Consider the following 25,764-nt stretch of genomic DNA (forward strand, 5'->3'; position numbering starts at 1 on the left):
AACGAACTGTTCTACATGGACAAGACCATGATGGTTTTTGGCGACGCCAAGAAAGTCATTGAAGACATGGTCAAGGCGGTCGACTAAACGCTCTGGCCCACCGCTGCGCTGGCAACCCAGCATGGCGGTGGGCTGTTTCGCCTGGTGTCCCTAGCCTCACACATATCTAGCACATTGCCATCACGCATAGTGCAGCCCGGCAAACCTCGTTACACTCGCAGTCTCAACCCATGATCCGAGGTTTTTCATGACTGCGATTCGACTGTTTGGCCTAGCCGCCCTGCTCAGCCTGTCCTCCATGGCCAGCGCCACCAGCTTTGTGGGCACCACCGATATGATTGGTCGCGCCCTGATCTCAACCACTGACGGCATTTCCGACCTCAGCTCGTCGCTCAAAGACGACAAGATCGTACTGGCCGCCCGTGACGATGCCGCCAGCTTTGTCGCCAGCCAGGGTGAAATTCGTGGTGCTCGTCTGCATGCAGCCCTGCAGCACATCCGCACCCAGGCACCGCAGCTGAACGCCAGCGACCTGCAGCTGGCCGAGGCGATCCTCGCGCTCTAACGCTCCCGGTTTTCGCGCCGTGTCCGCGGCGCGAACGCTGTCACCCCTTCTTATCGAGCCGATGCGCAGGCACGGTCGTGTGATCGCTATTCTGTATGTACCGCTGCGGAGAAACCCAATGAGTCGTTTTCTGCTCTGGGCGCTCCTGCTCTGCCTGGCAAGCGGTGCCCAGGCCCACTTACAACTTCGGCTTGACGCCACCTCGCTCGACACCCAACAGCGTCAGGCCAGTCAGACCCTGCTCGACGAAGCGCTGCGCGCGCTGCCGCCCCATTTCATCGAGCGTCTGGATCGACACGTCGAGATACGCTGGGGTGAATTGCCCGAAACCGTCTACGGACGGCTGACCAGCCACTCTCAATTGACTCTCAATGCCCGCTTATTGCCGACGTTGAGCGACGGCTCCGCCGCACAAACCCGCACGGCCCGTCCCCATGGCACGGTACGCCGCGAATTGCTGGCCACTGTCCTGCACGAACTCACCCACCTGTATGACCGTGCCCGTGTGTGGTCGACCGAGGCCTGGTTGGCGCAACGCCGCTGCCGCAGTCTGGCCGGCAGCCTGGGGCCGGTCGGCCTGCCCGAGCAGTGTCGCGGTCAGACCGAACGGCGTTTCACCCTATCCGATGACCCGCGCCTACTGGATCTGGCCGGTTGGTATCAGGCCATCGGCCAACGCGGGGAACGGGAAATCACCAACGGCCAGGTGGACCGCAGTCCCGATGCCTATGAGCTGGCTAACCCTCGCGAATTCGTCGCGGTGAACCTGGAGTATTTTCTTCTCGATCCCAGCTACGCCTGTCGTCGACCCTCGCTGCACCGTTACTGGAGCGAGCACTTCGGTTGGGCGCCAGCACACAGCGATCCCTGTCCGCAACGCTTCCCTTACCTGAACGCTGGCAGCAATTACGACCGCGAACCCTTGGGCTGGATCGACCCCGAGCAGGTCTACGCCATCGATTACCTGTTCGCGGATGCCAACGACAACTGGGTCAGCCGCTGGGGCCACAGCATGCTGCGTCTGGTGATCTGCGCACCGGGACGCCCGCGCAGCGAGCAGTGCCGGCTGGATCTGGACCACCACCTGGTGCTGTCCTACCGAGCCTTCGTCGGCGATATCCAGCTGTCGAGCTGGGACGGCCTGACCGGCGCCTACCCCTCGCGGCTGTTCATCCTGCCGTTGGGGCAGGTGGTCGATGAGTACACCAAACTGGAACTGCGCAGCCTGTCCTCGATTCCCCTGCGCCTGAGCCGCAGCGAAGAGCAGGACCTGTTGCTGCGCGCCGTCGAACTGCACTGGAGTTACGACGGTGATTACTACTTCCTGTCCAACAACTGCGCCGTGGAAACCCTCAATCTGCTGCGCAGCGGCACCGGCCGTAGCGAATTGACCAGCCTGGACAGCATCATGCCCAGCGCCCTGCTCGATTCGCTGGTGGCACGCGGACTGGCCGACCTCGGGCCGCTGGCCGACCCGCAACAAGCGCTGCGCCTGGGCTATCGCTTCGATTCGTTCCGCGAGCGTTATCAGGCCATGTTCGCCATCCTGCGCCAGCGCCTGCCCATCGAGCAGACGCGGGTCGAGGATTGGCTGAGCCTGCCGGCCGAGGCGCGCCGTCCCTGGCTGGCCCGCGCCGACCTGCAAGCCAGCGCCGCGCTGTTATTACTCGAACAGGCCGCGCAACGCCAGCAACTACTGCTGGCCCAAGACGAACTCAAACAGCGCTACTTGAGCCGCCAGCGGGCCACGGATGCAACCCTCGACAAGGCCGGCAAGGCGCTTGAGCAGATGCTCGCCAACAGCGGTTTTCTCAGCCGCCCGGCAGAACTGCTGGAAAGTGGTTACGGGTTGCCGCAGCAGGCCGAATGGCAACAACTCGAGGAGCGCACCCGGCAACGCCAGCAGGTACTCAACCAATTAAGTGTCGAGCTCGATCAAGACCTGCGCCTGCTGCTGAGTCCCGAACGCCGCCAGGAACTTGAGTCCAACGAAGCCAACCTGGCGCAGCTGGCCGAACACCTGCGCAGCCTGCACCGGGCCGCAGGCGGGCTGCAGCTACCCTAGTTTTTCCATTCTTTTCTAGGCGCACCGTCACAGCCTTGCGCCGCTTCGCTGTGACCGCCAAGATAGAGCGCTTTGCCCGCTTATGATTTGGCTGATCAGGTGACCGCGTGCTGGAATTGTTAATGGCCCTATGGCCGCTGTTTGCACTTATTCTTGCTGGCCAGGCCATGCGCCGCGCCCAATTTCCCAGCGACACGTTCTGGCCAGGCGCCGAGCGCATCAATTATTTCGTGCTGTTTCCCGCCCTGTTGTTCAACAGCCTGGCGACTGCGCCGCTGGACAATCCCGCGCTGCCACGCCTGGCCGTCGCGGTATTGCTAGGTCTGGGGCTGGCCTGGCTGGCGCTGCTGCTGGCCCGCCGCCTGTTCGGCTGGACGGCGGCGCGTTTCGGCGCTATCAGCCAGGGCGTGCTGCGCTTCAACACGTATCTGGGCCTCGCCATGATAGGCAGTCTGTTTGGAGCCGAAGGTTTGGGGTTGGCTGCCCTGATGCTGGCGTTGATGGTGCCGACGGTAAACATCATGTCAGTGTGGGCGCTGACCGCCGAGCGCGGCCTGAGTCTGCGCACCTTGCTGCTACCCATCATCAAGAACCCCTTGATCCTCGCCTGCCTGGCCGGCGTGCTGATCAACCTCAGTGGCCTTGGCCTGCCCGGCGGCAGCGATCGACTGCTCGGCCTGCTCGCCGCCGCCAGTCTGCCGCTGGGCCTGCTCTGCGTGGGCGCGGCTCTGCAACCGAAGGAATTGCGCGGCGAAGTGCCGAGCCTGGGCTGGAATAGCGTCCTGCGCCTGTTGGTCATGCCCCTGCTGGCCTGGGGCGTAGCGCGCGGGTTGGACCTGCCTGTCATGGAAACCAGCCTGCTGATCGTGTTCTTTGCGCTGCCCACCGCGCCGACGTCCTATGTGCTGACCCGCCAACTGGGCGGCGACAGCCAGCTGATGGCCGGCATCATCACCCTGCAGACCCTGCTGGCAGCCGCCAGCCTACCCCTTCTACTGGTGGTTCTCGGCGTCTAAACCGGACGCTGAACTGCAACGGGCAGCCACTGGCTTAAGCTGTCATCTGTTTGTAACATCATGTTCGCACCACCCGCCTGACGAGCCTGGTCCGGCATTTTCCCGGTGGTGCAACGAACACACGCCGCGGCAGCGAGTCCACCCCATAACACCCCCTTTTTGGTTCCATCCCAGGCTGTCCGGGAGTTCTGCTCCGATGCTCACTCTGCTTAATCTGCTTTCCGCCGTCGCTCTGCTGATCTGGGGCACGCACATCGTACGTACCGGCATCATGCGCGTGTACGGCTCACAACTGCGCACTGCGCTCAGCCACAGCACCCGTAATTTGCCCCTGGCCTTCACCGCCGGCATCGCGGTGACCGCGCTGGTACAAAGCAGCAATGCCACGGCTTTGCTGGCCACTTCCTTTGTCGCCGAAGGGCTGATGGCGCTGGCGCCGGCATTGGCCATCATGCTCGGCGCGGATGTCGGCACGGCGCTGATGGCACGGGTGCTGACCCTCGAGCTGTCGTGGTTGTCGCCGCTGCTGATCTTCCTCGGCGTGATCCTGTTCCTGTCACGCAAGCAGACCCGCCTGGGCCAGTTCGGCCGCGTACAGATCGGCGTCGGCTTGATCCTGCTCGCGTTGCAGCTGATCGTCGCCGCCGCCCAACCGATCACCGAATCCAACGGCATCAAAGTGCTGTTCGCCGAACTCACCGGCGACCTGCTGCTGGATGCGCTGGTCGGCGCGGTGTTCGCCCTGCTCAGCTATTCCAGCCTGGCCGCCGTGCTGATTACCGCAACCCTGGCCAGCGCCGACCTGGTCAGCCTGCCCGTGGCCATCGGCCTGGTGATCGGCGCCAACATCGGCAGCGGTGTGCTGGCGCTGCTCAACAGCAGCCTGCAATCCGCCGCCGGCCGCCGGGTTGCCTTGGGCAGCCTGTTATACAAGATCATCGGCCTGCTGCTGATCATGCCGGTGCTCGACGTGCTGGTGGATTGGATCACCAGCCTGCCGCTGGACAACGCCAGCCTGGTGATCGGCTTCCACCTGCTATACAACACGCTGCGCTGCCTGCTCATGCTGCCCACCGTGCATGCCATGGCCAGGCTGTGCACTTGGCTGCTGCCCGAACGGCCCGATACCGGCGGCGTGGCGCGGCCGCGCCACCTGGACCGTGCCGCCCTGGAAACGCCCAGCCTGGCGCTGGCCAATGCGGCGCGCGAAACCTTGCGCATCGGCGATCTGGTTGAACAGATGCTCGAGCACTTCAAGGCGGTGTTGCACAACGATGACCAGGAGGCTGGCAAAACGATCCGCAGTCTGGACGACGACGTCGATGCCTTGCACAGCGCCGTAAAACTCTACCTGGCGCAGATGCCGCGCGAAGACCTGGCCGAACAGGAAGCCCGACGCTGGGCCGAGATCATCGAGTTGACCGTCAACCTGGAGCATGCCGGCGACCTGGTGGAACACATGCTCAGCAAACTGCAGAGCCACAAAAAAGCCCGCCTGCACTCCTTTTCCGACTCGGGGCTGGAGGAGTTGACCGAATTGCATGCCCAACTGCAGGCCAACCTGCGCCTGGGCCTGTCGGTTTTCCTTACCGGCGATCGCGCCAACGCCCGTCAGTTGCTGCGTGAAAAGCGCCGTTTCCGCATTCGCGAGCGGCGCCTGACCCACGCTCACGTCACCCGGCTTGGCAACAAAGTAGTGCAGAGCCTCGAAAGCAGTGCCGTACACCTAGAGCTGATCGCCGATATGAAGCGTCTCAACTCGATCTTCTGCGCCAGCGCCTATGCGATTCTGGAGCAGGAGGAGACCGGTGCGCTGTCTGTCTCGGACAGCTTCGAGGGCACGCCAGACCGGCACGGCACGGCCGAGGTCCACCTCACCCCGGCCAACGACAGCGCGACAGCCTTGCCGCCCACCGCGCACCCGGATGGTCGATGACGCGGCCTTAGCAATAATCCCGTCGCAACCTAACGGCCCGCCCGCTGTATGCCTCAGCGGGCCGGCTTATTGATGCAGATCAAGGCTCGGCGTTTGGCAGCGATTACGCTAATAGCTCAACGCCACTAATGTCGCTGACCACAGCCTGTGGCTAACGCGAACACGCTGAAAAACACTGGCAAGGCTGCAGCGGGACGCCGAAAGGCGACGTCCGCACGGCCCGCGTAGTCGTTTTTGGGTGGCTCAGCAGTCGAGGAGTGACACCCATGAGCCCCGAGCCCGAATTGAAACCGCTGTTCCAGAGTATCGGTCTGGATCGGGAAGAAATTCATGCTCGGTGCCGCTACCTCGACTGGAGCCCTGCCGACGGGCGTCGCCTGAATCGCCATGCCGCCAGGCTGGAATCGGCGCATGTCGAATTCGTCGATGACTTGTACGACTACCTGCGCGGCTTCGACCCGCTGGCACGCATCCTCAGCGAACCGGCCACCCTGGATCGGCTCAAACGCAGCCAGATCACCTATTACCAGCAACTGCTCAACGGCCCCTACGATTACCAGTACGTGCATGACCGTCTGCGCGTGGGCATGGTGCATGAGCGTGTCGGTCTGGAGCTGAAATGGTATTTGGGCGCTTATCGGCTGCACCTCGACGCCATGCTGGCCAACCTGTTTCCCGCCGATGAGAACCGCGAGTTGTACGCCAGCCTGCTCAAGGTGGTGTTCTTCGACATGTCGCTGGCGGTCGAGGCCTACTCGGCCGCCCGCCGCCGCGCCCTGGAAGACAGTGAGGCGCGTTTCGCCCGGGCCTTGCGCGGCAGCAATGACGGCATCTGGGACTGGGATGTCGCTACCGATCGTCTGTATGTCTCGGAACGCTGGGCCAGCATGCTCGGCTTGTCTCGCGACAGCCTGGGCGAACGTGGCCAGCACTGGTTCCAGCGCGTGCATCCCGATGATTTACCGGCGCTGCGCCAAGCCATCGACACGCACCTGCGCGGCGAGACTCCCTGGCTGTATCTCGAATACCGCATGCGCCGCCCTGACGGCACCTACATCTGGGTGCTGGTGCGTGGCGTGGCCGAACGCGACAGCCAGGGGGACGTGCGCCTGACCGGTTCGCAAACCGACATCAGCGAACGCAAGCAGGCCGAAGCCGAGCTGCGCCGGGCGGCCCGCCACGATCCGCTGACCGGCCTGGCCAATCGCACGCGACTCGATGAGTTGCTGCACCGTGCGCTGCAACGGCAACGCAAATTCGCCAGCGAAGCCGCGCTGCTGTTCATCGACCTGGATCGCTTCAAACTGATCAATGACAGCCTGGGCCACGCGGTGGGTGACCTGGTCTTGGTGGAAATGGCCCAGCGCCTGAAACAGTGCCTGCGTCCCGGCGACCATCTGACCCGCTTCGGGGGCGATGAATTCGTCGTGTTGCTTGATGAGCTGGATTGCCAGGATAGTGCCGAACACCTGGCCCAGCGCATGCTCGACGCCCTGCAGCGACCAGTGTATGTGCATAACCATGAGCTGGTGTTCACCGCCAGCATCGGTATCGCCGCGCTGGACGGCCAGGCACAACCCGGCGAAACGCTGCAGGCCGCCGACATCGCCCTGTACAGCGCCAAGGCCGCCGGCAAGTCGCAATACGCGCGCTACACCCATGATATGCACAGCGCCGCGCAGCACCGGCTGGAGCTGCAAAGTGCCTTGGCCCAGGCCCTGGCCCGCAATGAATTTGTCGTTCATTACCAGCCGATTTATCAGCTCGATGGTGAACAGAGCACGGTATACGGCGTAGAAGCCTTGCTGCGCTGGCGCTTGAATGACCAGCCCGTGAGCCCCCAGGAGTTCATTCCGGCGCTGGAAGAGACCGGCGACATCCTGCCGGTCGGCGACTGGGTGCTGGAACAGGCCTGCCGGCAGGTTCGCGCCTGGCAACAGACGGGGCAGTCGCACCTGTCTTGCTCAGTCAACCTCTCCAGCCGCCAATTGCGCCAGGCGGGATTCGCCGCGCGGGTCGCCGCTATTCTCCAGGCCAGCGGCCTGGAGGCGCAGTTTCTCGTGCTGGAAATTACTGAAGGCCTGCTTATGGAGGACAGCCCGGAGTTGCACCACAACCTGCGCGCATTGGCACGCCTGGGGGTGCGCCTGGCTCTGGACGATTTCGGCACGGGCTATTGCTCGCTGGGCTACCTACAGCGCTTTCCTCTGCACATTCTCAAGGTGGACAAGAGCTTCGTCATGGGTCTGCCGCAGGACCGCGAGCAGAGCGCCATTTGCCGCGCCATCATCGGCCTGGGCAAGAGCCTGGGCCTGCAGGTGATCGCTGAGGGTGTGGAAACCGAACAACACCGGCAATTCCTGCTGGATGAAGGCTGCCAGCATGCCCAGGGCTTCTGGTTTGCCCGGCCCTGCTCGTCGCAGGACATGCAACAGCTTTTCAATGCGCTGGATTCGTGCGGCCTGTTGGCAGGGCATGCCACGCCCGCAGTCCCGGTCAACCAGGCTTTATCCCGCCGTGAACTGTCATGACGGGTTGTTTCAAGGAGGATGCATATGGACGTTATTCGAACCGCACCACCGCTGGGTGATCTTTCATGCGTTAGCACAGGTCGCCGCAGAGTCGGGCGGACGCAGCTATGCCCGCGATGTGCCCAGCCATGAAAATCAACCTGCCCGTCAGCGGTCGTGCCCTCGACCTGCCTCACGACATCAACATACTCTCCACCACCGATCTCAAGGGACTCATCACCTATGTGAACCCTGAATTGGTGGAAACCAGCGGGTTTTCCGAAGCGGAATTGCTCGGCCAGTCGCACAACATCGTGCGCCATCCCGATATGCCCCCGGTGGCCTATGCACAGCTGTGGAAAAACCTGCAAAGCGGCCGCTCCTGGATGGGCGTGGTCAAGAACCGCTGCAAGAACGGCGACCATTACTGGGTCAGCGCCTACGTCACACCGATCATCGAAAATGGCCGGATCATCGAGTACCAGTCGGTACGCACCAAACCGACCGAGCACTGGGTGGCCGCTGCCGAGCAGCTCTATCCCCAGCTGTTTGGCCAACGCATGCCACGCGTCTTGCGGCGGCCACGGGTGAGCCTGTTCGGCCGCCTGCTCGGCCTGTGTGCCGGCGCCGTGGCCGTCGGCTTCGGCTGCGCCAGCTTGGCCTTCGGCTTCGATCCGCTGGCCGCGCTGCTGTGCGCAGGGTTGGCCCTGGCCCTGTGCGCTGCAGGGCTTTGGCACAGCCTGACACCCTGGCGGCAGCTGCTGGCCCAGGTGCGCAAAATCGCCATCAACCCGGTGGGTCAATGGATCTACAGCGGGCGGCGCGACGAATTCGGCGCCATTGCCTTCGCCTTGCGCATGCAGGCCATGGAAGCCAGCGCCATCGTCGGGCGCATGGGCGAAGCAGCTCGTCAGTTGGCCGAACATGCCGCCCGCCTGCAGGCGGCCGTAGAGCGCAATGCCTTGGGCACCCGCCAGCAGCAACAGGAAACCCAGCAGGTCGCCAGTGCCATTGAGCAGATGAGCGTCAGCATTTTCGAAGTGGCCAACAATGCCCTGCACAGCGCCGAGGCGGCCGAGCAGGGCGATGATGCGGCACGGGCTGGCGAGCGGCAGGTCGCCGCCACCGGACGCAGCATCGAGCGGCTCGCCCAGGAGGTACAGCGCGCCACCGAGGCCGTGCAACGGCTCCAGGCACGCGGCAGTCAGATTACTGCGGTGATCGAGGTGATCGAAGGCATCGCCGGACAGACCAACCTGTTGGCACTCAACGCCGCCATCGAGGCCGCGCGGGCCGGCGACGCCGGGCGCGGTTTTGCCGTGGTCGCCGACGAAGTGCGCAACCTGGCGGTGCGCACCCAGGATTCCACCGCACAGATCCAGCAAATGCTGGGTGCCCTGCAGGGGGAGATCAACGCTGCGGTGCAGACCATGCATGACAGCCGCGAACAGGCCCTGCACAGTGAAGCCCAGGCCGCACAGGCCACCCAGGCCCTGCGCGGTGTGCACGCCAGGGTCAGCGCCATCAGCGACATGAGCGCGCAGATCGCCAGCGCCGTGGACCAGCAAAGCAGCGCCAGCGCCGCGATCCAGCAGGCCATCGAGGTGATTCGTCAGGCCACCGGCCAAAGCGTGCAGCACGGCAATGACAGCCACCAGGCGGCCAGCGAAGTCAGTCGCCAGGCCGGTCAGCTGCGTTTGCTGGCCCGGCAGTTCTGGCAAAAACGCTTCTCTTGACCCGGGAGGCGTGAGTGTCAGGCCTATCTGGCCAGCCAAGACAACTGCCTGTTAGCCAAAGAACCAGTAGCACACACCAATCGCCGCAACCACTCCAGCCAGGTCGGCAAGCAACGCGCAGCCGACCGCATGGCGGGCGCGCTGGATGCCGACCGCGCCGAAGTACACCGCCAGTACATAGAAGGTCGTCTCGGTGCTGCCTTGCATGACAGCTGCTACCAACGCCGGGAAACTGTCGACACCGTGGGTCTGCATGGTTTCGATCAGCATCGCCCGCGCCGCACTGCCAGAGAACGGCTTGACCAGCGCGGTGGGCAACGCATCAACGAAACGGTTGTCCCAGCCGCCCCACTCGACCAGCCAGCGGATGCCGTCGAGCCCGAACTCCAGCGCACCCGAGGCCCGCAACACCCCCACGGCACAGAGCATGGCCACCAGATACGGCAGCAGATTCTTCGCCACCTCGAAGCCTTCCTTGGCCCCCTCAACGAAACTTTCGTACACCGGTACGCGCTTTACCGCGCCCATCAACAAAAACATTACGATCAAGCCGAACAGCGTCAGGTTGCCCAGCAACGAGGACAGCGTAGCCAGCGCCACGGAGCTCAAGGTCGCCAGCAGCGCCATGAAGCCGCCGAGCAGCAGTGCGCCGGGCAAGAGATAAGCGAGCACTACCGGGTCCCAGAGGCGCAGACGCTGCATCAGCGCCACCGACAGTAGACCCACCAGCGTCGAGGCGCTGGTGGCGAGCAGAATCGGCAGGAAGACCAGCGTCGGGTCTGGAGCGCCTTGCTGCACGCGGTACATGAAGATCGACACCGGCAGTAGGGTCAGCGACGACGCGTTGAGCACCAGAAACAGGATCTGCGCATTGCTCGCGGTGGTGGCGCTGGGGTTAAGGTCCTGCAGGGCGCGCATTGCCTTGAGGCCGATGGGCGTGGCGGCGTTGTCCAAACCCAGGCCATTGGCGGCGAAATTAAGGGTGATAAAGCCCAAGGCTGGATGGCCGCGCGGTACTTCGGGCATCAGCCTGGAAAACAGCGGGCCGAGCATGCGCCCCAGCCAATCGACCAGCCCGGCCTTCTCGGCGATGCGCAAAAAACCCAGCCAGAGGGTCAGGGTGCCGAACAGCAGGACCATCACCTCGACCGACAGTCGGGCCATGTCGAATAGGCTTTGCACCAGGGCGGCAAATACCGCCGGGTCGCCGCCGAGCAACCAGCGGGCCAGCGCCGCCAGCGCCGCTATCAGGAAAAAACTCAGCCACAGGCCGTTGAGCATTTGGAACTCCGTCAGCAGCGCCACTCGGCGGGCATCTTATCAAGCCGCTGAAGAGCATAAGCGCAGCGCCGCTACCGCGCAGCCACTCTTCTATGCCATAGGCACCGTCGAACAGGCCCACCCGAGGAAATGCGAAATGAACAATACAACTGCTGTAGTGACGGAGGGAGCGGCCGAGGGAGCATGGCATGTGCCTGGCGTGGAGGTCACGCTCAAGCACGTGCCGGTACAGAGGGCCGCTGATTGGGTTGGGGCAAATTGGCCAGCGTTTTCCACCAGCACCGGCGGGCGTTCAGAAACCACCATCACCTCGTTCTGGAACACCCTGGCACACACGGCATCCATCGCCGGCCTGGAGTACAGCGCCGCAGAGCTTACCGATATCCGCGAACTGCGCGGTGCTTCACCCTATGGTGCGGCGACCAGCGCCGCGGGTAATGGCACCCGCCAGCCCAGTGAAAATAGAGCTGGCACTGGCGAGCTAATGGGAAGCACCTGGCTAAATTGGCCGTGCGCTTCACATGAATACATGCGGCAGGTGGCACATGCCTCCAGCATCAGCGCGGTCCGCGAAAGCGACCGAACAGAAAGGACGCCACAAACAAGATTAGGAAAATGATGAACAGGATCTTGGCGATGCCCGTTGCGGTTCCGGCAATCCCGCCAAAGCCGAGCACACCGGCAATGATGGCAATGATCAGGAAGGTAATGGCCCAGCTCAACATAAGCATTTCCTCTTCGTGAGTTAGCGCGCTTTGCCAGTCTCTTCTCGGGAGTTGACCGACAGTTGCTGGCGACGGGCCGAGCTTAACGTGGTGCGCCGACGACCCCATTCAAGGAACAAGGGACCAACGACCCACGCGAAACACAGCATTGCTACCAGCAGTAAAAGTACGAATAGCACACTCAATACAGTCATAACCCTCCTTTAGAACACCCAGCTCGCACGCCTCGGCAGCTTATGCCACGGTTGCTCGCCAGGCTGTTGGTCATCTAAGAGAGGCTCAACACGCTGCGGCGTGATGACCGGCATATCGGTTTTGACCAGCGTCTGAAGCCGTGGTTGCGTCGGCTCGGTCTTTACGGCGCTTTGCGGTCTTTCCACAAAACTGGGCGAATTCACAGGCGACACAAGCAGCGCAGCCAACACGAATAATCCACTTCCTAACAGGCTCGATTGCCAAGGCTTGTTCATATCCTTTCCTCCCAATGCAACAGGCCGAAGCCGATGTAAGGCGCATCCATAGTGCATCTGTTGCAGCGGCCATGCCAGCCGGAGCGGGTTAGTTAACTTCAACCAAATCAAATACTTGCCGGGCACAGACGGGCAAGCGACACGGCAAACTGCATGATTGGCCACGCGCCACCATGCACATTGCACGGCACTAAACTGCTAGAAGAGAAAACTTAAGGGTCAGAAAACGATCAGACTTGTCTGGCCTGTTGCCAATCGGCAAATCGGCAAGTAGCCAAAGGATCGACCAGACTGTTCATGCAGTTGCCTGTTCGACGCGCCTAACCGGCGATAGTGGAGAATTCCATGGAACACACGCCCCTCATCAGCGGACGAATCCTCCTGGTCGACGACGAAGCTGCCATTCTGCGCACGTTCCGTTATTGCCTGGAAGACGATGGTTACCGGGTGTCTACCGCCAACAGCGCGGCACAAGCCGAAACCCTGCTGCAACGCCAGGTCTTCGACTTGTGCTTTCTCGACTTGCGGCTGGGCGATGACAATGGCCTCACTGTGTTGCAGCAGATGCGCCTGCTGGCGCCCTGGATGCGCGTAGTGATCATTACCGCGCATTCGGCGGTGGACACGGCAGTGGATGCCATTCGTCTGGGCGCGGCGGATTACCTGGTCAAGCCCTGCAGCCCGGAACAGTTGCGCCTGGCCGCGACCAAGCAGCTGGAAGTGCGCCAGCTGGCGGCGCGTCTGGAAGCCCTTGAAGATGAAATGGCCCAACGCAGCCCTGGCCTGGACTCCAACAGCCCGGCGATGATGGCCGTGTTGGAAACCGCGCGACAGGTGGCCGACACCGACGCGAATATCCTCCTGCTCGGCGAGTCCGGCACCGGCAAGGGCGAGCTGGCGCGCAGCATTCATGCCTGGAGCGGCCGTGCCAGTCGGCCCTGCGTCACCATCAACTGCCCGTCGCTGTCTGCCGAGCTCATGGAAAGCGAGCTGTTCGGGCACACACGGGGCGCCTACACCGGAGCAGTGGAAAGTACCCTCGGCCGCGTCAGCCAGGCCGATGGCGGCACCCTGTTTCTGGATGAAATCGGCGACTTCCCACTGCCCCTGCAATCCAAACTGCTGCGCTTCATTCAAGACAAGGAATACGAGCGGGTCGGCGATCCGGTGACCCGACGCGCCGATGTCCGCATTCTGGCCGCCACCAACCACAGCCTGGACACCATGGTGCGCGCCGGTCGCTTTCGCGAAGACCTGCTGTATCGCCTGAATGTGATTACCCTGACCATTCCGCCGCTGCGCGAACGCCCCGAAGATGTCTTGCCCCTGGCCGAGCGCTTCCTGATGCAGTTCGTGAAAAGCTACGGCCGCCCCGCACGCGCACTCAGCGCCGAGGCCCGCCGGCTGCTCAGCGAATATGCCTGGCCGGGCAACGTGCGAGAACTGCGCAACGTGATCGAGCGCGCCAGCATCATCTGCACACAGGAATACGTCGAGGTCAGCCACCTTGGCCTGACCAGTCAGCCCGGCAGTGGCGCGCCACGCGTCGGCGAAACCCTCAGCCTGGAAGCCTTGGAAAAAGCCCATATCGCCGCGCTGATCGCCAGCAGCGAGACCCTCGATCAGGCGGCGCGCACCCTGGGTATCGATGCCTCGACGCTGTATCGCAAACGCAAACAATACGGCTTGTAACACCCATGAAGTTACGCAGCCAATTGCTCATCGGCATCTCGGCAGTCATGGTGGTGGCCCTCATCGGCCTGGGCATCGGCGTGTTCAGCGTGCTGCAGATGGCACGCGAACAACGCCAGTCCACCCATTACCACTACAGCCTGCTGACCATTACCCAGGAAATGCGCAAGGCCATCGGCAGCCAGATGACCTTGAATTTCGGCACCCCACAAGAGCTGGCCAATGTCGCGACGCTGCGCCAGGACTTCGCTCGGCAACTGCAGCAGGCAAATGCGCTGGTCCGCACGCGCTACGACCGCCAGTTGGTCAACACCATTGCCCAGGCCCATGACGACTATCTGCAGGAATATTATTCGCTCTTGCGTGCCGATCCGGAGCAGATTTTCGCCCGCCAAACGCTTAACACCGCCTACCTGAACGTGCGCAACCCGATCATCGAACTGCAAGAGCATGCCATTACCTCGCTGGCCGAGACCGAACAGGATAACCGCGAGCGCGCCGTGCTGATTGCCAGCCTGCTCGGTCTGGTCGGCTGCGGCGTGCTGCTGATCGGTTTTCTCACCGCCCATGGGTTCGCCCGGCGTTTCAGCGGCGTGATCGAACGCCTCGCCCAGGCCGCCGACCAGATCGGCCAGGGCGACTTCAACCTGGACCTGCCGCACTCGCCGACTGCCGAGCTGTCCGCCCTGATCAGCCGCTTCGGCTTGATGGGCGAAGCGCTGCGCCAGTCCAAGGAAAACAACGTCGAGGCCCTGCTCGGCGGGCAGCTGCGCCTGCAGGCCCTGCTCGACAGCATCGACGATGGCCTGTTGGTCATCGACCGCCAAGGCTTGCTGGAACACGCCAACCCGGTGGCCCAGCGGCAGCTGGCCTGGAGTCCCAGCCTGCTCGGACGCGCACCCGGTGATGTGCTAAACGCCCCGATGCTGGACGAGGCGGTTCAGCGGGTCCTCGACAATCAGCCCGTGGAAGGCCTGCAAGAGGACCTGGCAATCCAGGCCGAGGGCGAGTTGCGCCTGCTCAGCTGGCGACTGTCGGCGGTCAGCCATGCCGATGGTCGTACCATCGGTGCGGTGCTGGTATTGCGCGATGTCACTGAGCAGCGCGCCTTCGAGCGGGTGCGCAACGAGTTTGTGCTGCGCGCCTCACACGAGCTGCGCACCCCGCTGACTGGCATCCACATGGCGTTCGGGCTGCTGCACGAACGCTTGCACGTTGCCCCGGACAGCCGCGAGAGCGAGCTGCTGCGTACCATCAATGAAGAGATGCGCCGCATGTTGCAGCTGATCAACGACCTATTGAACTTCTCCCGTTACCAGAGCGGCCAGCAGCAACCCCAACTGGCCCTCAGCGACCCCGGCGAGCTGTTGGAAAATGCCTACCAGCGCTTCGCCAGCCAGGCCGACGAGCGCAATATCACGCTGCAGTTGGACCTGCATCCCCCGCTACCCTGGTTGCAACTCGACCGCCTGCAGATCGACCGGGTGCTGGACAACCTGATCGACAATGCCCTACGTCACACTCCCAGCGGCGAACACATTCGCCTGCAGGCGCGCCAGCATGGCAAGCAATTGATCATCAGCATCGAAGACAGCGGCGAAGGGATTCCCTACAGCCAGCAGGAACGTATTTTCGAGCCTTTCGTGCAGATCGGACACCGCCAGGGCAGCGTCGGCCTGGGCCTGGCGCTGTGCAAGGAAATCGTCCGCATGCACGGCGGCCGACTCGGTGTGCACTCGCGCCCCGGCCAGGGCGCGGTGTTTTTCCTGGTGCTGCCGTTATCGTAACGGGCGCCAGGCGCGTCTTATTCCGCGCCCACCATCGGGCGCAAGGCCAGCAACAACGCGGCAGTTTCGGCATCCGGATCGCCGTCGTAACGCGTCGGGCGATATTTCATCTGGAACGCCCGAAGCACCTTGCGGGTCGCGTCGTCGAGTTCACCGTGCAGCGGCACCTGGTAACCCTCTTCCGCCAGTTGCTGCTGGAACCACGCCACCTCAGGCAACCCCTGTTCGAACAGCGTCTGGTAGTGGGTAACGCGTGCGCTATCAGGCCAGGGAATCAAGCCAGCCTCGGCGAGCCGTCGCCAGGGAAACAGCGGGCCGGGGTCGACCTTGCGCTGCGGGGCGATATCGCTGTGGCCAACGATGCTGCCCGGCGGCAAGTCATGGCGCGCCATCAGATCCTTGAGCAAGGTAATCAGCACCTCGATCTGTTCCTCGGGATAGGGATACCAGCGCCGGGTACCATCGGCGTCTTCCTCGTAGCCTTGGTTCACCAATTCGATGCCCAGGCTGCTGGCGTTCAGCCAGGTGCGACCCTGCCAAGCACTGTCGCCGGCGTGCCAGGCACGGCGGTTTTCGTCCACCAGACGATAGACCGTCGCCGGTCGCGCACCGAGCAGGTAATGGCTGCTGACCTCGGTCTGGGTCAGCAGCTGCAGTGAGCGCGGCAGGTCAGATGAGGTGTAATGCAGCACGATGTACTGCACCCGGCTGCTTTGCCCGCGCGCGGTATGGCTGTCATCGATGCGCAGGCCGGTGCAACCGGCGAGCAGCATCAGGAGCAGAACCAGGGCACTCTGTTTCATACAGCGACAGGACTCCATGCTGAACGAGCGATTCAAGAGCATAGACTGGGACCCCATCACGACGGGCGGGTGCCCGCTGTGCTTACACAGGCTCAGCAGTAAAGCGCACCCGCGGCTGCGCCAGGCGATCCTGGGCACGCACCAGTTGCAGCTCGTAACTGCCGCAGGCCTGGGTTTCCAGCAGCACTTCATGCACCGCCGCCGCGCTGAACTCAAAGGCGTGCAGCAGGCCGTCGCCCAGCAGCAGGCGCGCCAGGAACAGGCCGGAGGTCAGATCGCCGACGCCCACAGGCTGGCGCGGAAACGCCAGCAACGGGCGGCGCAGGTGCCAGGCCTGTTCAGCGGTGACCAGCAGCATCTCGAAATCCTCGGCGGACTTGCCCGGGTAATCGAGGTGCTTGACCACAACTGCCTGCGGTCCACGCGCCAACAGGGTACGTGCCATTGCAACGCAATCGGCCAGCGAATCCGGGCGGCGCCCGACGAAGCTGTCCAGTTCCAGCTGGTTGGGACACAGCACGTCAGCCACGGCCAGCGCCTCGTTGAGCAGGAAATCGCTGACTTCCGGAGCGACGATGCAGCCTTTTTGCGGATGGCCCATCACCGGATCGCACAGGTACAGTGCTCGCGGATTGATGGCTTTGATGCGCCGCACCACCTCGAGAATCGCCCGACCCTGGGCGGCGCTGCCCAAATAACCTGAGAGCACCGCATCGCAATGGCCCAGCTCGCCAATGGCCTCGATGCCGTCGACCAGCGCGGGAATCTGCTGCGGTGCCAACACCTCACCCGTCCATTGCCCGTACTGGGTGTGGTTAGAGAATTGCACCGTGTTCAGCGGCCAGACATTGACCCCCAGGCGCGCCATGGGAAAAACCGCCGCGCTGTTGCCGGCATGGCCAAACACGACATGGGATTGGATGGCCAGCAGATGGGGGGTGCGTTTCATTACGAATTCCTGTGGAGCAAAGGCGCGCAGTATCGCGCAAAATATTCTCCTCAGGCAGACCCGGCGGCGGCATTTTCTCAGGCCGGGGCCGGCGCCCGTCGAGCCGCACGGCAAGGTGCGGTAAGCTGCCCTTCCGCCCTTGTACCGGAGCTTCAATGCTGACCCTTGGCAACCTGTTCATGCTGATGGTAGTAAGCGCCTTCGCGACCTGGCTCTGGCATGGCCATGGCATTCGCGAACGCGCCCTGTTGCTGGTCAAGCGTCACTGTGAGCGCGAACAGGTGCAATTGCTCGACGACAACGTTGCCCTGCGCAAGATCGGCCTGGTGGCGGATGCGCGCGGACGCAAGCGCCTGGGGCGTATTTATGGCTTCGAGTTCACCGTGACCGGCGAACAACGCCATCGCGGCACTATCGTCATGTTCGGCGTGCATCCGGGCGGCATCCAGCTTGATCCCCATCCCTGCCCTACGCCGCCGCCCGCAGACACGACGATTGATCAGGTGCCACCGGCCAGGAGCGGCCAGGTCATTCACTTGGATACGTGGAAACGCCGCCAGTCAGGCGAATAACGAGAGCCTTGATACAGGCCGCGCCTTCGCGGCGAGGTCGCCACTTCCACACTGGATCCGTGCCCGGTCCCCAACCTGTCGCAGGCCCGACCTCGGGCCGAAGCTGTTCGGGCACAGCACCGTGGACAGAATCCCAGCAGCGTACTAACCCAGCAACAAGCCCGTGACCTGCTCCGCCGTCGCTTGCGGGCGTTCCTGCATAAAGCAGTGCCCGCCGTCCACTGCCTGGGCCTGCACGCGCGGGTTGACCCGCAGCCAGCGTTGCGCCGACTTCACCACGAAGGGATAGCTGTCGCGGCCATAGATCACCACGCTGGGCGTCTGCACCCGGCGCAGCGATCGCCACAGGCCCTGTGGACAACTGCCGAAAACCTCCGCCTCGCGGTGCGGATGGCATTTAAGCTGTACCCCGCCGCCTTCGGTGGGCTTGAGGGCATGTTGCGCATAGGCGCGCAGGGCCGCTTCGTCCCAATTCTTGAAAATGCCGCGACCGCGCAGCCGTGCTTGGGCTTCGTCGCGATCGACCCAATGGTTGCGCCGGGCGCGAGCGCGCTTGGCTTTTTCGTTGTTGTGGTACAGGCCGAGGGCGCTGGCCACCGTTTTCAGGGCGATCATGCCCGGCGTGAACAGCACCGGGTCGAGCAGCACGGCGCGCTGGAACAGGTCCGGTCGGCGTGCCAGGATCAGACTGCTCAGCACCCCGCCGAAGCTGTGCCCCAACGCGAAGCGCGGCACATCCCCAAAGCGCTCGCGGCCGGCCTCGAAAGCTTCCACAGCCAGTTCCGCGTTGCGGTTCCAGCCCTGAAAATCGCCGCCGTGGTCGCTGTCGCCATGCCCTTGGGCATCGCACAGCCAGAGGTCGAAGTGTTCGGCCAGGTGGCTAAGCATGGGCTCATAGGCGCGGCCGCAAAAACCGTTGCCGTGCATAAAGTGCAGCAACGGCTTGCCGGACGGCGTGCTGTGCCAGCCACGCAGGGTGAAACCGGCGGAACAAGGGTGGGACCAGGCGTGCAGGTTCATAGACAGACAACAGGACTGACCAAAGGGACGGGCATTCTACCCACGGTGGTATTCAGTCGGCGAGCCGGCACGCATGAAGAGCGTTCTGCAAGGCGGCAGTATCCTGGGCGTGGGTGAAAATCAGTTCGATACGCGAGTCCCGCCGCCAGGCGCTGGGCTGCCACTGCAGTGGCGCGCCGTCCAGCGCGTTGGCCGCAGACCAGCCGTCGCTGGCACGTAACACCAGCTTGGCGCGGCGCCAGCCCAGGTCACCGAGCCAATCGCTGACCCGCTGCGTGTCAAAGCGCTGACTGGGATGCCAGCGCCAGCCGATGCTCCAACCTTCGGGTCCGGCCTGGCTCTGGCAGATGGGTGTGTCAGGGGTATTCCACAGGCTGCCAAGCGGGCGCGCAGACGCATCGGGCAGGTTATCCACAGGCCCATCCAGAATCACAGGGATCTGTGGCAGGGCGTCCAACGGCAAAAATCCTTGTTCGGTCCAGTACAGCGTCTTGCCCGGCCAGCGCTGCGCCAGCTGCCGGCGACTGGCCTGATCCAGCGTCTCGGCCTTGTTGAGCAGCAACAACCCGGCGTTCGCCAAGGCCTCACGCTGACTGTCCAGCAGCTCGTGTCCGGCGACCAGAGCTGCGGCGTCGAGCACCAGCACATCCGGCTGCAGGGCCAGCACCCCCCGCCAGGGTGCAGCGCTCAGTTGACGGCGCAGCTCGGCCGGATGGCCAAGCCCTGAGGGTTCGATGAACAGCCGCGTCGGTTTGCTGCGACGCAACAGACGAGCCAGGCCGATCTGGAACGGCGCACCGTTGACGCAGCACAGGCAGCCGCCAGCCACTTCGGCAATACTCACGCCGTCGGCGCCGGTGTCCAGCAAGGCGGCATCCAGGCCAATGGCGCCGAATTCATTGATCAGCAGCGCCCAGCGCTCTTCAGCCGGCTTCTGCGCCAGTAATTGGCGCAGAAGACTAGTCTTGCCCGCCCCCAGCGGGCCGGCAATCAGATGGGTAGGGATATTGTTCAGCATGGCGCCATGGTGCTGCTTTCTCAGCAGCGGCGCCAGCCGCAAAATAGAACCTGTGGATAACCTCGCCGATCAGCGCATCGAGGGTTTCCGCGTGCCGCAGTCGCTGCTTAACCAGCGTGCATGGGTTTCCAGGCGTCCACTGTCGGGCAGCATGGCGCCTGCCTTGAATTGGCTGTCCAGCGTGGTGATGAATTCCCGCTCGCTGAGCAAGCGCGTCTCGCCCTGTCCTGCGGCGTCGGGGCATTGGAAGCTGAATGTCCACAGCTGCTCGCTGCGCTCGGTGTACGTCTGTGTGCAACCGTTCTGTGCGTCGTACATCGGTAAATCCCGGCGACGCACCTGTTCTTCGCTCAGGCAGACATGCACACCGCGCCCGGCCAACTGCACGCCGCGCTGACTCAAAGTGTCGAGCATTTTTTGTCGCTGTTCGGGAGGCAGGTTTTCCAACTGAGCCAGCACAGCGCCCAGATCCGGCAGGGTCTGCCCACCCAAGTGCACACCGCGCGGGGTGATTTCCCACAGGCCGGGCAGGATATCCATAGCCCAGGCGGGCAGCGAGGGGATGATCAAGAAGGCCGCGAGGCCCAAGCGAAGCGAGAGTGGCATGGCGGCTTTCCGTTGCAAGCAAAGCCGCAAGCCTAGTTGATGCAGCGATCACCCGTCGGGAGAACAGCTCCATAGTTCCACTGCAGGCGTGTCCAGCAGCGGCGGGCCGAGCCAGTCGCTCATCGGTCGGCACTGCCGGTCGATGCACAGCTGGTAGTCGCCGGCCTCGGGCGTGCGCCCGAGACGCAGCAACGGCAGGGGCGGCAGCGTGGTGCGGTAATGCCAGCTGCCGTCACGCAGGGTGGCGCCGTCGGGAATCTCCATCCCGGCGCCGCTGCCCTTGACCCGCGCTTCACCGAGCACCAGCCCGTCCGGCGTCACACGGTAGTCTTCCTCCCAGCGAATCTTCTCGATGGTGTGATCCCAGGCCAGGGTAAAGGCCGGGGTGGGCAGCTGTGCCCACACCACCCCGGCCAGGCCCAGACAGACTGCGATCACGCCACCGCCAACTGAGCGCGACGTGCGCGCCAGACATGTTGAGCCACCAGCAGCGCGCCAAGGGCAAAGCCCAGTTCGTCGCTGATCGGCATGGCCAACACCAGCGACGCCCCGGCGGCGAAGGCCAGCAGGCGTTCCCACGGGGTCATCCGCATATTCAGGAAACCTGTGACCGCCATGCCCCACAGGCACACGGCGAATACCGTCTTGACCAGCATGTATAAGGTGGCCATCCAGCTGTCGCCCTGCATCATCAACGCCGGATCGTAAACCGCCATGAACGGCACCACGAAGCCGCACGCGGCGATGCGCACCGCCCATAGGCTGATCTTAAAGCCGTTTTCCTTGGCAATTGGCGCAGCGGCGAAGCAGGCCAACGCCACCGGCGGCGTCAGGTCAGCCATCAGGCCGAAGTAGAAGACGAACATGTGCGACACGATCAGCGGCACGCCCAACTGCTCCAGCGCCGGTGCGGCAATGGCACTGGTGATGATGTAGTTGGGAATGGTCGGGATGCCCATGCCGAGGATCAGGCAGGTGATCATGGTCAACACCAGGGAGAGAAACAGGTTGTTCTCGCCGATGGCCAGGATGTAGCCGGCAAAGGTGCTGGCGATGCCGGTCAGCGAGACAACGCCGATGATCACCCCGACCAGGGTGCAGGCGATGCCCACCGGGATCGAGTGGCGTGCACCATCGACCAAGGCGTACACACAGATGCGCAGCGTGTCGCGTCCGCCCTTGATGAACCAGCAGATAGCCACCAGCACACCAATCACCCCGAAGATGACGCCGATGCCGAGCTGGAAGAACCCGGTGCACAGCAAGCCGAGGGCCACCCAGAATGCCGCGCGCAGCCAAAAGCTGGACGCCTTGAGGATGATCGCCGAACCGAGGATGACGATCGCGGTCAGCGCCAGGCCGACCGTGCCCGAGAACATCGGTGTCCGCCCGGAGAACAGCAGGTAGACCAGCACGAACAACGGCACCAGCAGGTACCAGCGCTCCTTGACCGAAGCCCAGGCGCTCGGGCATTCCTCCTTGGACAACCCTTTGAGTCCTTGACTGCGTGCTTCCAGGTGAACAATCCAGAACACCGCGAAGAAGTACAGCATCGCCGGGATCAGCGCTGCCTTGGCCACTTCGACATAAGGCACGTTGATGGTTTCGGCCATGATGAACGCGACTGCGCCCATCACCGGCGGCATGATCTGTCCGCCCATGCTGGCGGTGGCTTCCACCGCCCCGGCAAACGCCGGCTTGTAGCCAAAACGCTTCATCAGCGGAATGGTGAACTGGCCGGTGGTCACCACGTTGGCCACGCCCGAGCCGGTAATGGTGCCCATCAGCGCCGAAGACACCACCGAGACCTTGGCTGGACCGCCGGTCTTGTGGCCGAACATGCCCATGGCGAAGTCAGTGAATAACTTGATCATCCCGGCCTGCTCCAGGAAGGCGCCGAACAGGATGAACAGGAAGATGTAGGTAGCCGAGACATAGGTCGGCGTGCCGTAGAAGCCTTCGGTGCCGAACGACAGTTGGTTGATGATCTGGTCGAAGCCGTAGCCACGGTGGGCCAGATCACCCGGCAGGTATTCACCCAACAGGCCATAACCGAGGAACAAGGCACAGATCAACGGCAAGGCCGTGCCCATGACCCTTCGCCCGGCCTCGAACACCAGCAGCATCAGGCCAATGCCGATGATCATGTCCCAATCGCTCAGATCACCCGAGCGCTGCACCAGATCCGCCTCGAAATACCATTGGTAAAAGGCCGTGGCCATACCGGCCAGGCCAAGCAGCCAGGCCAGCGGCTGCCAAGGCCGGCTTTGACCCTTGGCCGGATAGCAGAGGAACACCATCAGCAGCAGAAAGCCGACGTGTCCCGCGCGCAGCACCTGGCTGGAAACGGGATGGAATGCTGCGGTAATGATCTGGTAGGTGGAGAACAGCAGCGCCACATAGAAGAGCGTTTTTGGCCACTGCGCCGGGCTGGCGTGTAAGGCGTTTTCTTCACTCATGGGGAAAAACTCCTGATTGCGCAATACACAAGCCGCCGATACATCGACGGCGTGCTTTCAAGGCATCGGCGAGGCGCTTACTTGAGGACGCCGGCTTCTTTATAGAAGCGTTCCGCACCGGGGTGCAACGGAATGGGCAGTCCCTGGGTGGCGGTTTCCAGCCTGATGTCCCTGGCTGCCGAGTGCGAGCTGGCCAGGCGCGGCAGGTTGTCGAACATCAGCTTGGTCATCTGATAGGCGACCTCGTCGGAGACGTTCTCATGGGTGATCAGCATGTTGGTGATCGCGGCAGTCATCACGTCCGCGTCCTGACCGTCATAGGTGCCGGCCGGAATCGGCTTGGACTGGTACACCGGGCTGCCGATTTTATCGGTCACTTCCTTGGGGATTTCCACGAAATTGATCGGCATCATCGCTGCCAGGTCGCGAATGGCCGCCATGCCAAGGCCCGAGGACTGCAGCGTGGCATCCAACTGGCGGTTCTTGATCAGCTCGACGGATTCGGCATAGGGCATGTACTCGACGCGGCCCATGTCGGCGTAGCTCAAGCCAGCGGCCTTGAAGATCGCCCGGGCGTTCAGTTCGGTGCCCGAGCGCGGCGCGCCGACGGAGATGCGCTTGCCCTTGAGGTCTTCGAGGGTCTTGATGCCCGATTCCTGGCTGGCGACGATCTGGATGTAGTTCGGGTAGATGGCCGCGATGGCGCGCAGCCGGGTCAGCGGCGCCTTGAAACCGGCGTCTTCCACGCCGTTCCAGGCGTCGTCCACCGAATCGCCGATGGAGAACGCCAGTTCACCGCGACCGGCCTGCAGCAGATTGAGGTTTTCCACTGAAGCCTTGGTAGCTTGCACCGACGTTTTGGCGCCGTCGATACCATTGCTGAACAGTTGGGACAGGGCTACGCCGATGGGGTAGTACACACCGCTGGTGCCGCCGGTCAGAACGTTGAGGAAGGTCGGTGCGGCGAATGCCGCGGAACTCGCCGTAAGGGCAACCGCAGCGGCCAGCAGGCCGAAACGTTTTTTCATGCGCATGAAATGCTCCGTTTTATTGTTATGGCCATGGTCGAAGCCACAGCTCAACTTATTCACAGACACAAGAGACGAACACGTCATAGACAGGCAGCCAATGTGTGGGGGGTTACAGACCGGATGACCGTCATGGCCCCGCCTCTTGTTCTTATCTGGGTCGCGAAGCGACTGAAAGCAAGCAATAGCAGGAGTCATGCCACGCTGTCGCCAGCTGGTCAAGGCTTCACCTGAAACCCAAGCGATGCGCGGGTTACGGCAGACTCATCAACTAAATCTGCGGATCGAATCTCGCGTTTTACCGAAGCTGGCCACTGCCGATAAGCAAGAAACCGCCTATGCGCGGGTAGGTATCGGCAGGTTTCCGCTGATCAATGCCTGGCAAGCGCGGTACCTATCCGATACCAAAGCGATATACGCAAAAAAGGAATGCCGCCGCCCTTTCAGGGGCGACGGCATTTCAGCACTTCAAAGCTTGGCTAGCGTGTCGGTTATTGCATAAGCCCCTGCTCGCGGTAGAAGCGCTCCGCACCAGGATGCAGCGGAATCGGCAGACTCTGGGTGGCCTCTTCCAGCCGGATGTCCTTGGCCGCCGAGTGGGCACTGACCAGGCGCGGCAGATTGTCGTAAATCAGCTTGGTCATCTGGTAGGCCACTTCGTCATCGACGCGGTCATGGGTCACCAGAATATTGATCACCGCCGCCGTGGGCACTTCAACATCCTGACCTTCATAGGTGCCAACCGGAATGGGTTTGGACAGGTAGGCGCTGCTGCCGATCTTCTTCACCACGTCTTCGGGGATGGGCACGAAATTCAGCTTCATCATCGATGACAGGTCACGAATCGCCGCCATGCCCAGACCTGCGGACTGCAGAGTGGCATCCAGCTGGCGGTTCTTGATCAGTTCCACTGATTCGGCAAAAGGCATGAATTCGACACGGCCCATGTCTTCATAACTGAGCCCGGCGGCCTTAAAGATCGCCCGCGCATTCAGTTCGGTGCCCGACTTCGGCGCGCCGACCGAAATGCGCTTGCCCTTGAGGTCGGCCAAGGTCTTGATGCCGGATTCCTGGCTGGCCACGATCTGGATGTAGTTCGGGTAGGTGGCGGCAACCGCCCGCAGACGCTTGAGCGGTGCCTTGAAGCCCGCGTCTTCTACGCCGTTCCAGGCGTCATCCACCGAATCGCCCAGTGCAAACGCCAGCTCACCGCGCCCGGCCTGCAGCAGATTGAGGTTTTCCACCGAGGCCTTGGTGGCTTGTACGGATACCTTGGCGTCGCTCATGCCGGTGCTGTACAGCTGGGAAATGGCCACGCCTATCGGGTAATACACCCCGCTGGTGCCGCCGGTGAGGACATTGATAAACGTGGGGGCGGCCAGGACGGAGGTACTGGCTGCAAAAGCGGCGGCCGCCGCGAAAAGACCGAAACGTCGTGGGTTCACGCGCATGGGTTGCTCCTGTTTGTTCTTATTGGAAGCGAATCTATGCCTGTCCGTCGAAAACCAGCTTGGTAATTCGACGCA

The 25,764-nt window shown here is 63.0% G+C and carries 23 protein-coding genes and 1 pseudogene; 12 read left to right on the plus strand and 12 right to left on the minus strand.

The genetic code is table 11. The features are described from left to right. The 8 genes and pseudogenes from H9642_RS05235 to H9642_RS05265 all read left to right on the plus strand — a co-directional run. Positions 1-87, plus strand: an 87-nt coding sequence (locus H9642_RS05235) for a hypothetical protein (protein WP_251835812.1), incomplete at its 5' end; no start/stop codon positions are given. Positions 88-247: 160 nt separating this feature from the next. Continuing rightward, positions 248-565, plus strand: a complete 318-nt coding sequence (locus tag H9642_RS05240; protein WP_251835376.1) for a DUF2388 domain-containing protein — start codon at positions 248-250, stop codon at positions 563-565. A 118-nt stretch (positions 566-683) separates the two neighbouring features. Further along, complete coding sequence (locus H9642_RS05245) at positions 684-2,630, plus strand: DUF7844 domain-containing protein (RefSeq protein ID WP_251835377.1); 1,947 nt, start codon at positions 684-686, stop codon at positions 2,628-2,630. A 122-nt stretch (positions 2,631-2,752) separates the two neighbouring features. Further along, a complete protein-coding gene (locus H9642_RS05250; RefSeq protein WP_286010243.1) occupies positions 2,753-3,646 on the plus strand; it encodes an AEC family transporter in 894 nt (297 codons plus the stop codon). Between the two features lie 196 nt (positions 3,647-3,842). Beyond that, positions 3,843-5,582 (plus strand): Na/Pi cotransporter family protein, encoded by a 1,740-nt coding sequence (locus H9642_RS05255; RefSeq protein ID WP_433962671.1) that lies wholly within the window; start codon positions 3,843-3,845, stop codon positions 5,580-5,582. 266 nt (positions 5,583-5,848) lie between these two features. Then, positions 5,849-8,113 carry a putative bifunctional diguanylate cyclase/phosphodiesterase gene (locus H9642_RS05260; RefSeq protein ID WP_251835379.1) on the plus strand — a complete coding sequence of 755 codons (2,265 nt, stop codon included), beginning with the start codon at positions 5,849-5,851 and terminating at the stop codon, positions 8,111-8,113. A gap of 128 nt (positions 8,114-8,241) precedes the next feature. After that, positions 8,242-8,571 (plus strand): annotated as a pseudogene (locus tag H9642_RS18420) (PAS domain-containing protein); the annotation flags it as partial. Positions 8,572-8,652: 81 nt separating this feature from the next. Further along, entirely contained in the window at positions 8,653-9,828 is a 1,176-nt protein-coding gene (locus H9642_RS05265) for a methyl-accepting chemotaxis protein (RefSeq protein WP_433962680.1), read from the plus strand. Between the two features lie 51 nt (positions 9,829-9,879). Here the strand turns inward: H9642_RS05265 and H9642_RS05270 are convergent, their stop codons facing one another. From H9642_RS05270 to H9642_RS05280, 3 genes are all read right to left on the minus strand, one after another. Then, a complete protein-coding gene (locus H9642_RS05270) occupies positions 9,880-11,109 on the minus strand; it encodes a nucleoside recognition domain-containing protein (protein ID WP_251835381.1) in 1,230 nt (409 codons plus the stop codon). 557 nt (positions 11,110-11,666) lie between these two features. Further along, positions 11,667-11,834 carry a DUF1328 domain-containing protein gene (locus H9642_RS05275; protein ID WP_251835382.1) on the minus strand — a complete coding sequence of 56 codons (168 nt, stop codon included), beginning with the start codon at positions 11,832-11,834 and terminating at the stop codon, positions 11,667-11,669. Positions 11,835-12,037: 203 nt separating this feature from the next. Continuing rightward, on the minus strand, positions 12,038-12,304 hold the full coding sequence (locus tag H9642_RS05280; protein WP_251835383.1) for a hypothetical protein: 267 nt from the start codon (positions 12,302-12,304) through the stop codon (positions 12,038-12,040). A 345-nt stretch (positions 12,305-12,649) separates the two neighbouring features. Between H9642_RS05280 and algB the strand changes: the two genes are divergently transcribed. Continuing rightward, entirely contained in the window at positions 12,650-13,996 is a 1,347-nt protein-coding gene (gene algB, locus H9642_RS05285; protein WP_251835384.1) for a sigma-54-dependent response regulator transcription factor AlgB, read from the plus strand. A gap of 5 nt (positions 13,997-14,001) precedes the next feature. Beyond that, positions 14,002-15,783, plus strand: coding sequence for an ATP-binding protein (locus tag H9642_RS05290; protein WP_251835385.1), 1,782 nt, complete (start codon positions 14,002-14,004; stop codon positions 15,781-15,783). A gap of 17 nt (positions 15,784-15,800) precedes the next feature. Here H9642_RS05290 and H9642_RS05295 read toward each other — a convergent pair whose 3' ends face one another. Next, positions 15,801-16,586, minus strand: a complete 786-nt coding sequence (locus tag H9642_RS05295; RefSeq protein ID WP_251835386.1) for an N-acetylmuramoyl-L-alanine amidase — start codon at positions 16,584-16,586, stop codon at positions 15,801-15,803. An 82-nt stretch (positions 16,587-16,668) separates the two neighbouring features. Then, on the minus strand, positions 16,669-17,535 hold the full coding sequence (gene pdxY, locus H9642_RS05300) for a pyridoxal kinase PdxY (protein ID WP_251835387.1): 867 nt from the start codon (positions 17,533-17,535) through the stop codon (positions 16,669-16,671). A gap of 155 nt (positions 17,536-17,690) precedes the next feature. On the opposite strand from pdxY, the gene H9642_RS05305 reads away from it, so the two are divergent. After that, the gene (locus H9642_RS05305) at positions 17,691-18,107 is read left to right on the plus strand and encodes a DUF3301 domain-containing protein (RefSeq protein ID WP_251835388.1); all 417 of its coding nucleotides are present in this window, start codon (positions 17,691-17,693) and stop codon (positions 18,105-18,107) included. 144 nt (positions 18,108-18,251) lie between these two features. On the opposite strand, the gene H9642_RS05310 is transcribed toward H9642_RS05305, so the two are convergent. The 6 genes from H9642_RS05310 to H9642_RS05335 form a co-directional block, all read right to left on the minus strand. Next, the gene (locus H9642_RS05310; RefSeq protein ID WP_251835389.1) at positions 18,252-19,127 is read right to left on the minus strand and encodes an alpha/beta fold hydrolase; all 876 of its coding nucleotides are present in this window, start codon (positions 19,125-19,127) and stop codon (positions 18,252-18,254) included. A 52-nt stretch (positions 19,128-19,179) separates the two neighbouring features. Then, on the minus strand, positions 19,180-20,145 hold the full coding sequence (locus H9642_RS05315) for a CobW family GTP-binding protein (protein ID WP_251835390.1): 966 nt from the start codon (positions 20,143-20,145) through the stop codon (positions 19,180-19,182). A gap of 69 nt (positions 20,146-20,214) precedes the next feature. Further along, positions 20,215-20,751, minus strand: a complete 537-nt coding sequence (locus H9642_RS05320; protein WP_251835391.1) for a DUF3617 domain-containing protein — start codon at positions 20,749-20,751, stop codon at positions 20,215-20,217. A gap of 48 nt (positions 20,752-20,799) precedes the next feature. After that, the gene (locus tag H9642_RS05325) at positions 20,800-21,189 is read right to left on the minus strand and encodes a DUF1850 domain-containing protein (protein ID WP_251835392.1); all 390 of its coding nucleotides are present in this window, start codon (positions 21,187-21,189) and stop codon (positions 20,800-20,802) included. Then, the gene (locus H9642_RS05330; protein ID WP_251835393.1) at positions 21,186-23,210 is read right to left on the minus strand and encodes a TRAP transporter permease; all 2,025 of its coding nucleotides are present in this window, start codon (positions 23,208-23,210) and stop codon (positions 21,186-21,188) included. Before H9642_RS05330 ends, H9642_RS05325 begins: the two co-directional genes overlap by 4 nt. A 77-nt stretch (positions 23,211-23,287) precedes the next feature. Further along, the gene (locus tag H9642_RS05335) at positions 23,288-24,244 is read right to left on the minus strand and encodes a TAXI family TRAP transporter solute-binding subunit (protein WP_251835394.1); all 957 of its coding nucleotides are present in this window, start codon (positions 24,242-24,244) and stop codon (positions 23,288-23,290) included. 190 nt (positions 24,245-24,434) lie between these two features. Here H9642_RS05335 and H9642_RS05340 point away from each other — a divergent pair, with 190 nt between their 5' ends. Further along, positions 24,435-24,740, plus strand: coding sequence for a hypothetical protein (locus H9642_RS05340; protein ID WP_251835395.1), 306 nt, complete (start codon positions 24,435-24,437; stop codon positions 24,738-24,740). On the opposite strand, the gene H9642_RS05345 is transcribed toward H9642_RS05340, so the two are convergent. Further along, positions 24,730-25,689, minus strand: coding sequence for a TAXI family TRAP transporter solute-binding subunit (locus H9642_RS05345; protein WP_251835396.1), 960 nt, complete (start codon positions 25,687-25,689; stop codon positions 24,730-24,732). The two genes, H9642_RS05340 and H9642_RS05345, sit on opposite strands and share 11 nt — an antisense overlap. Positions 25,690-25,764 lie beyond the last annotated feature (75 nt).

Origin of the sequence: Serpens gallinarum, from assembly GCF_014836765.1 — a bacterium.
In the GTDB taxonomy this organism is placed as follows: domain Bacteria; phylum Pseudomonadota; class Gammaproteobacteria; order Pseudomonadales; family Pseudomonadaceae; genus Serpens; species Serpens gallinarum.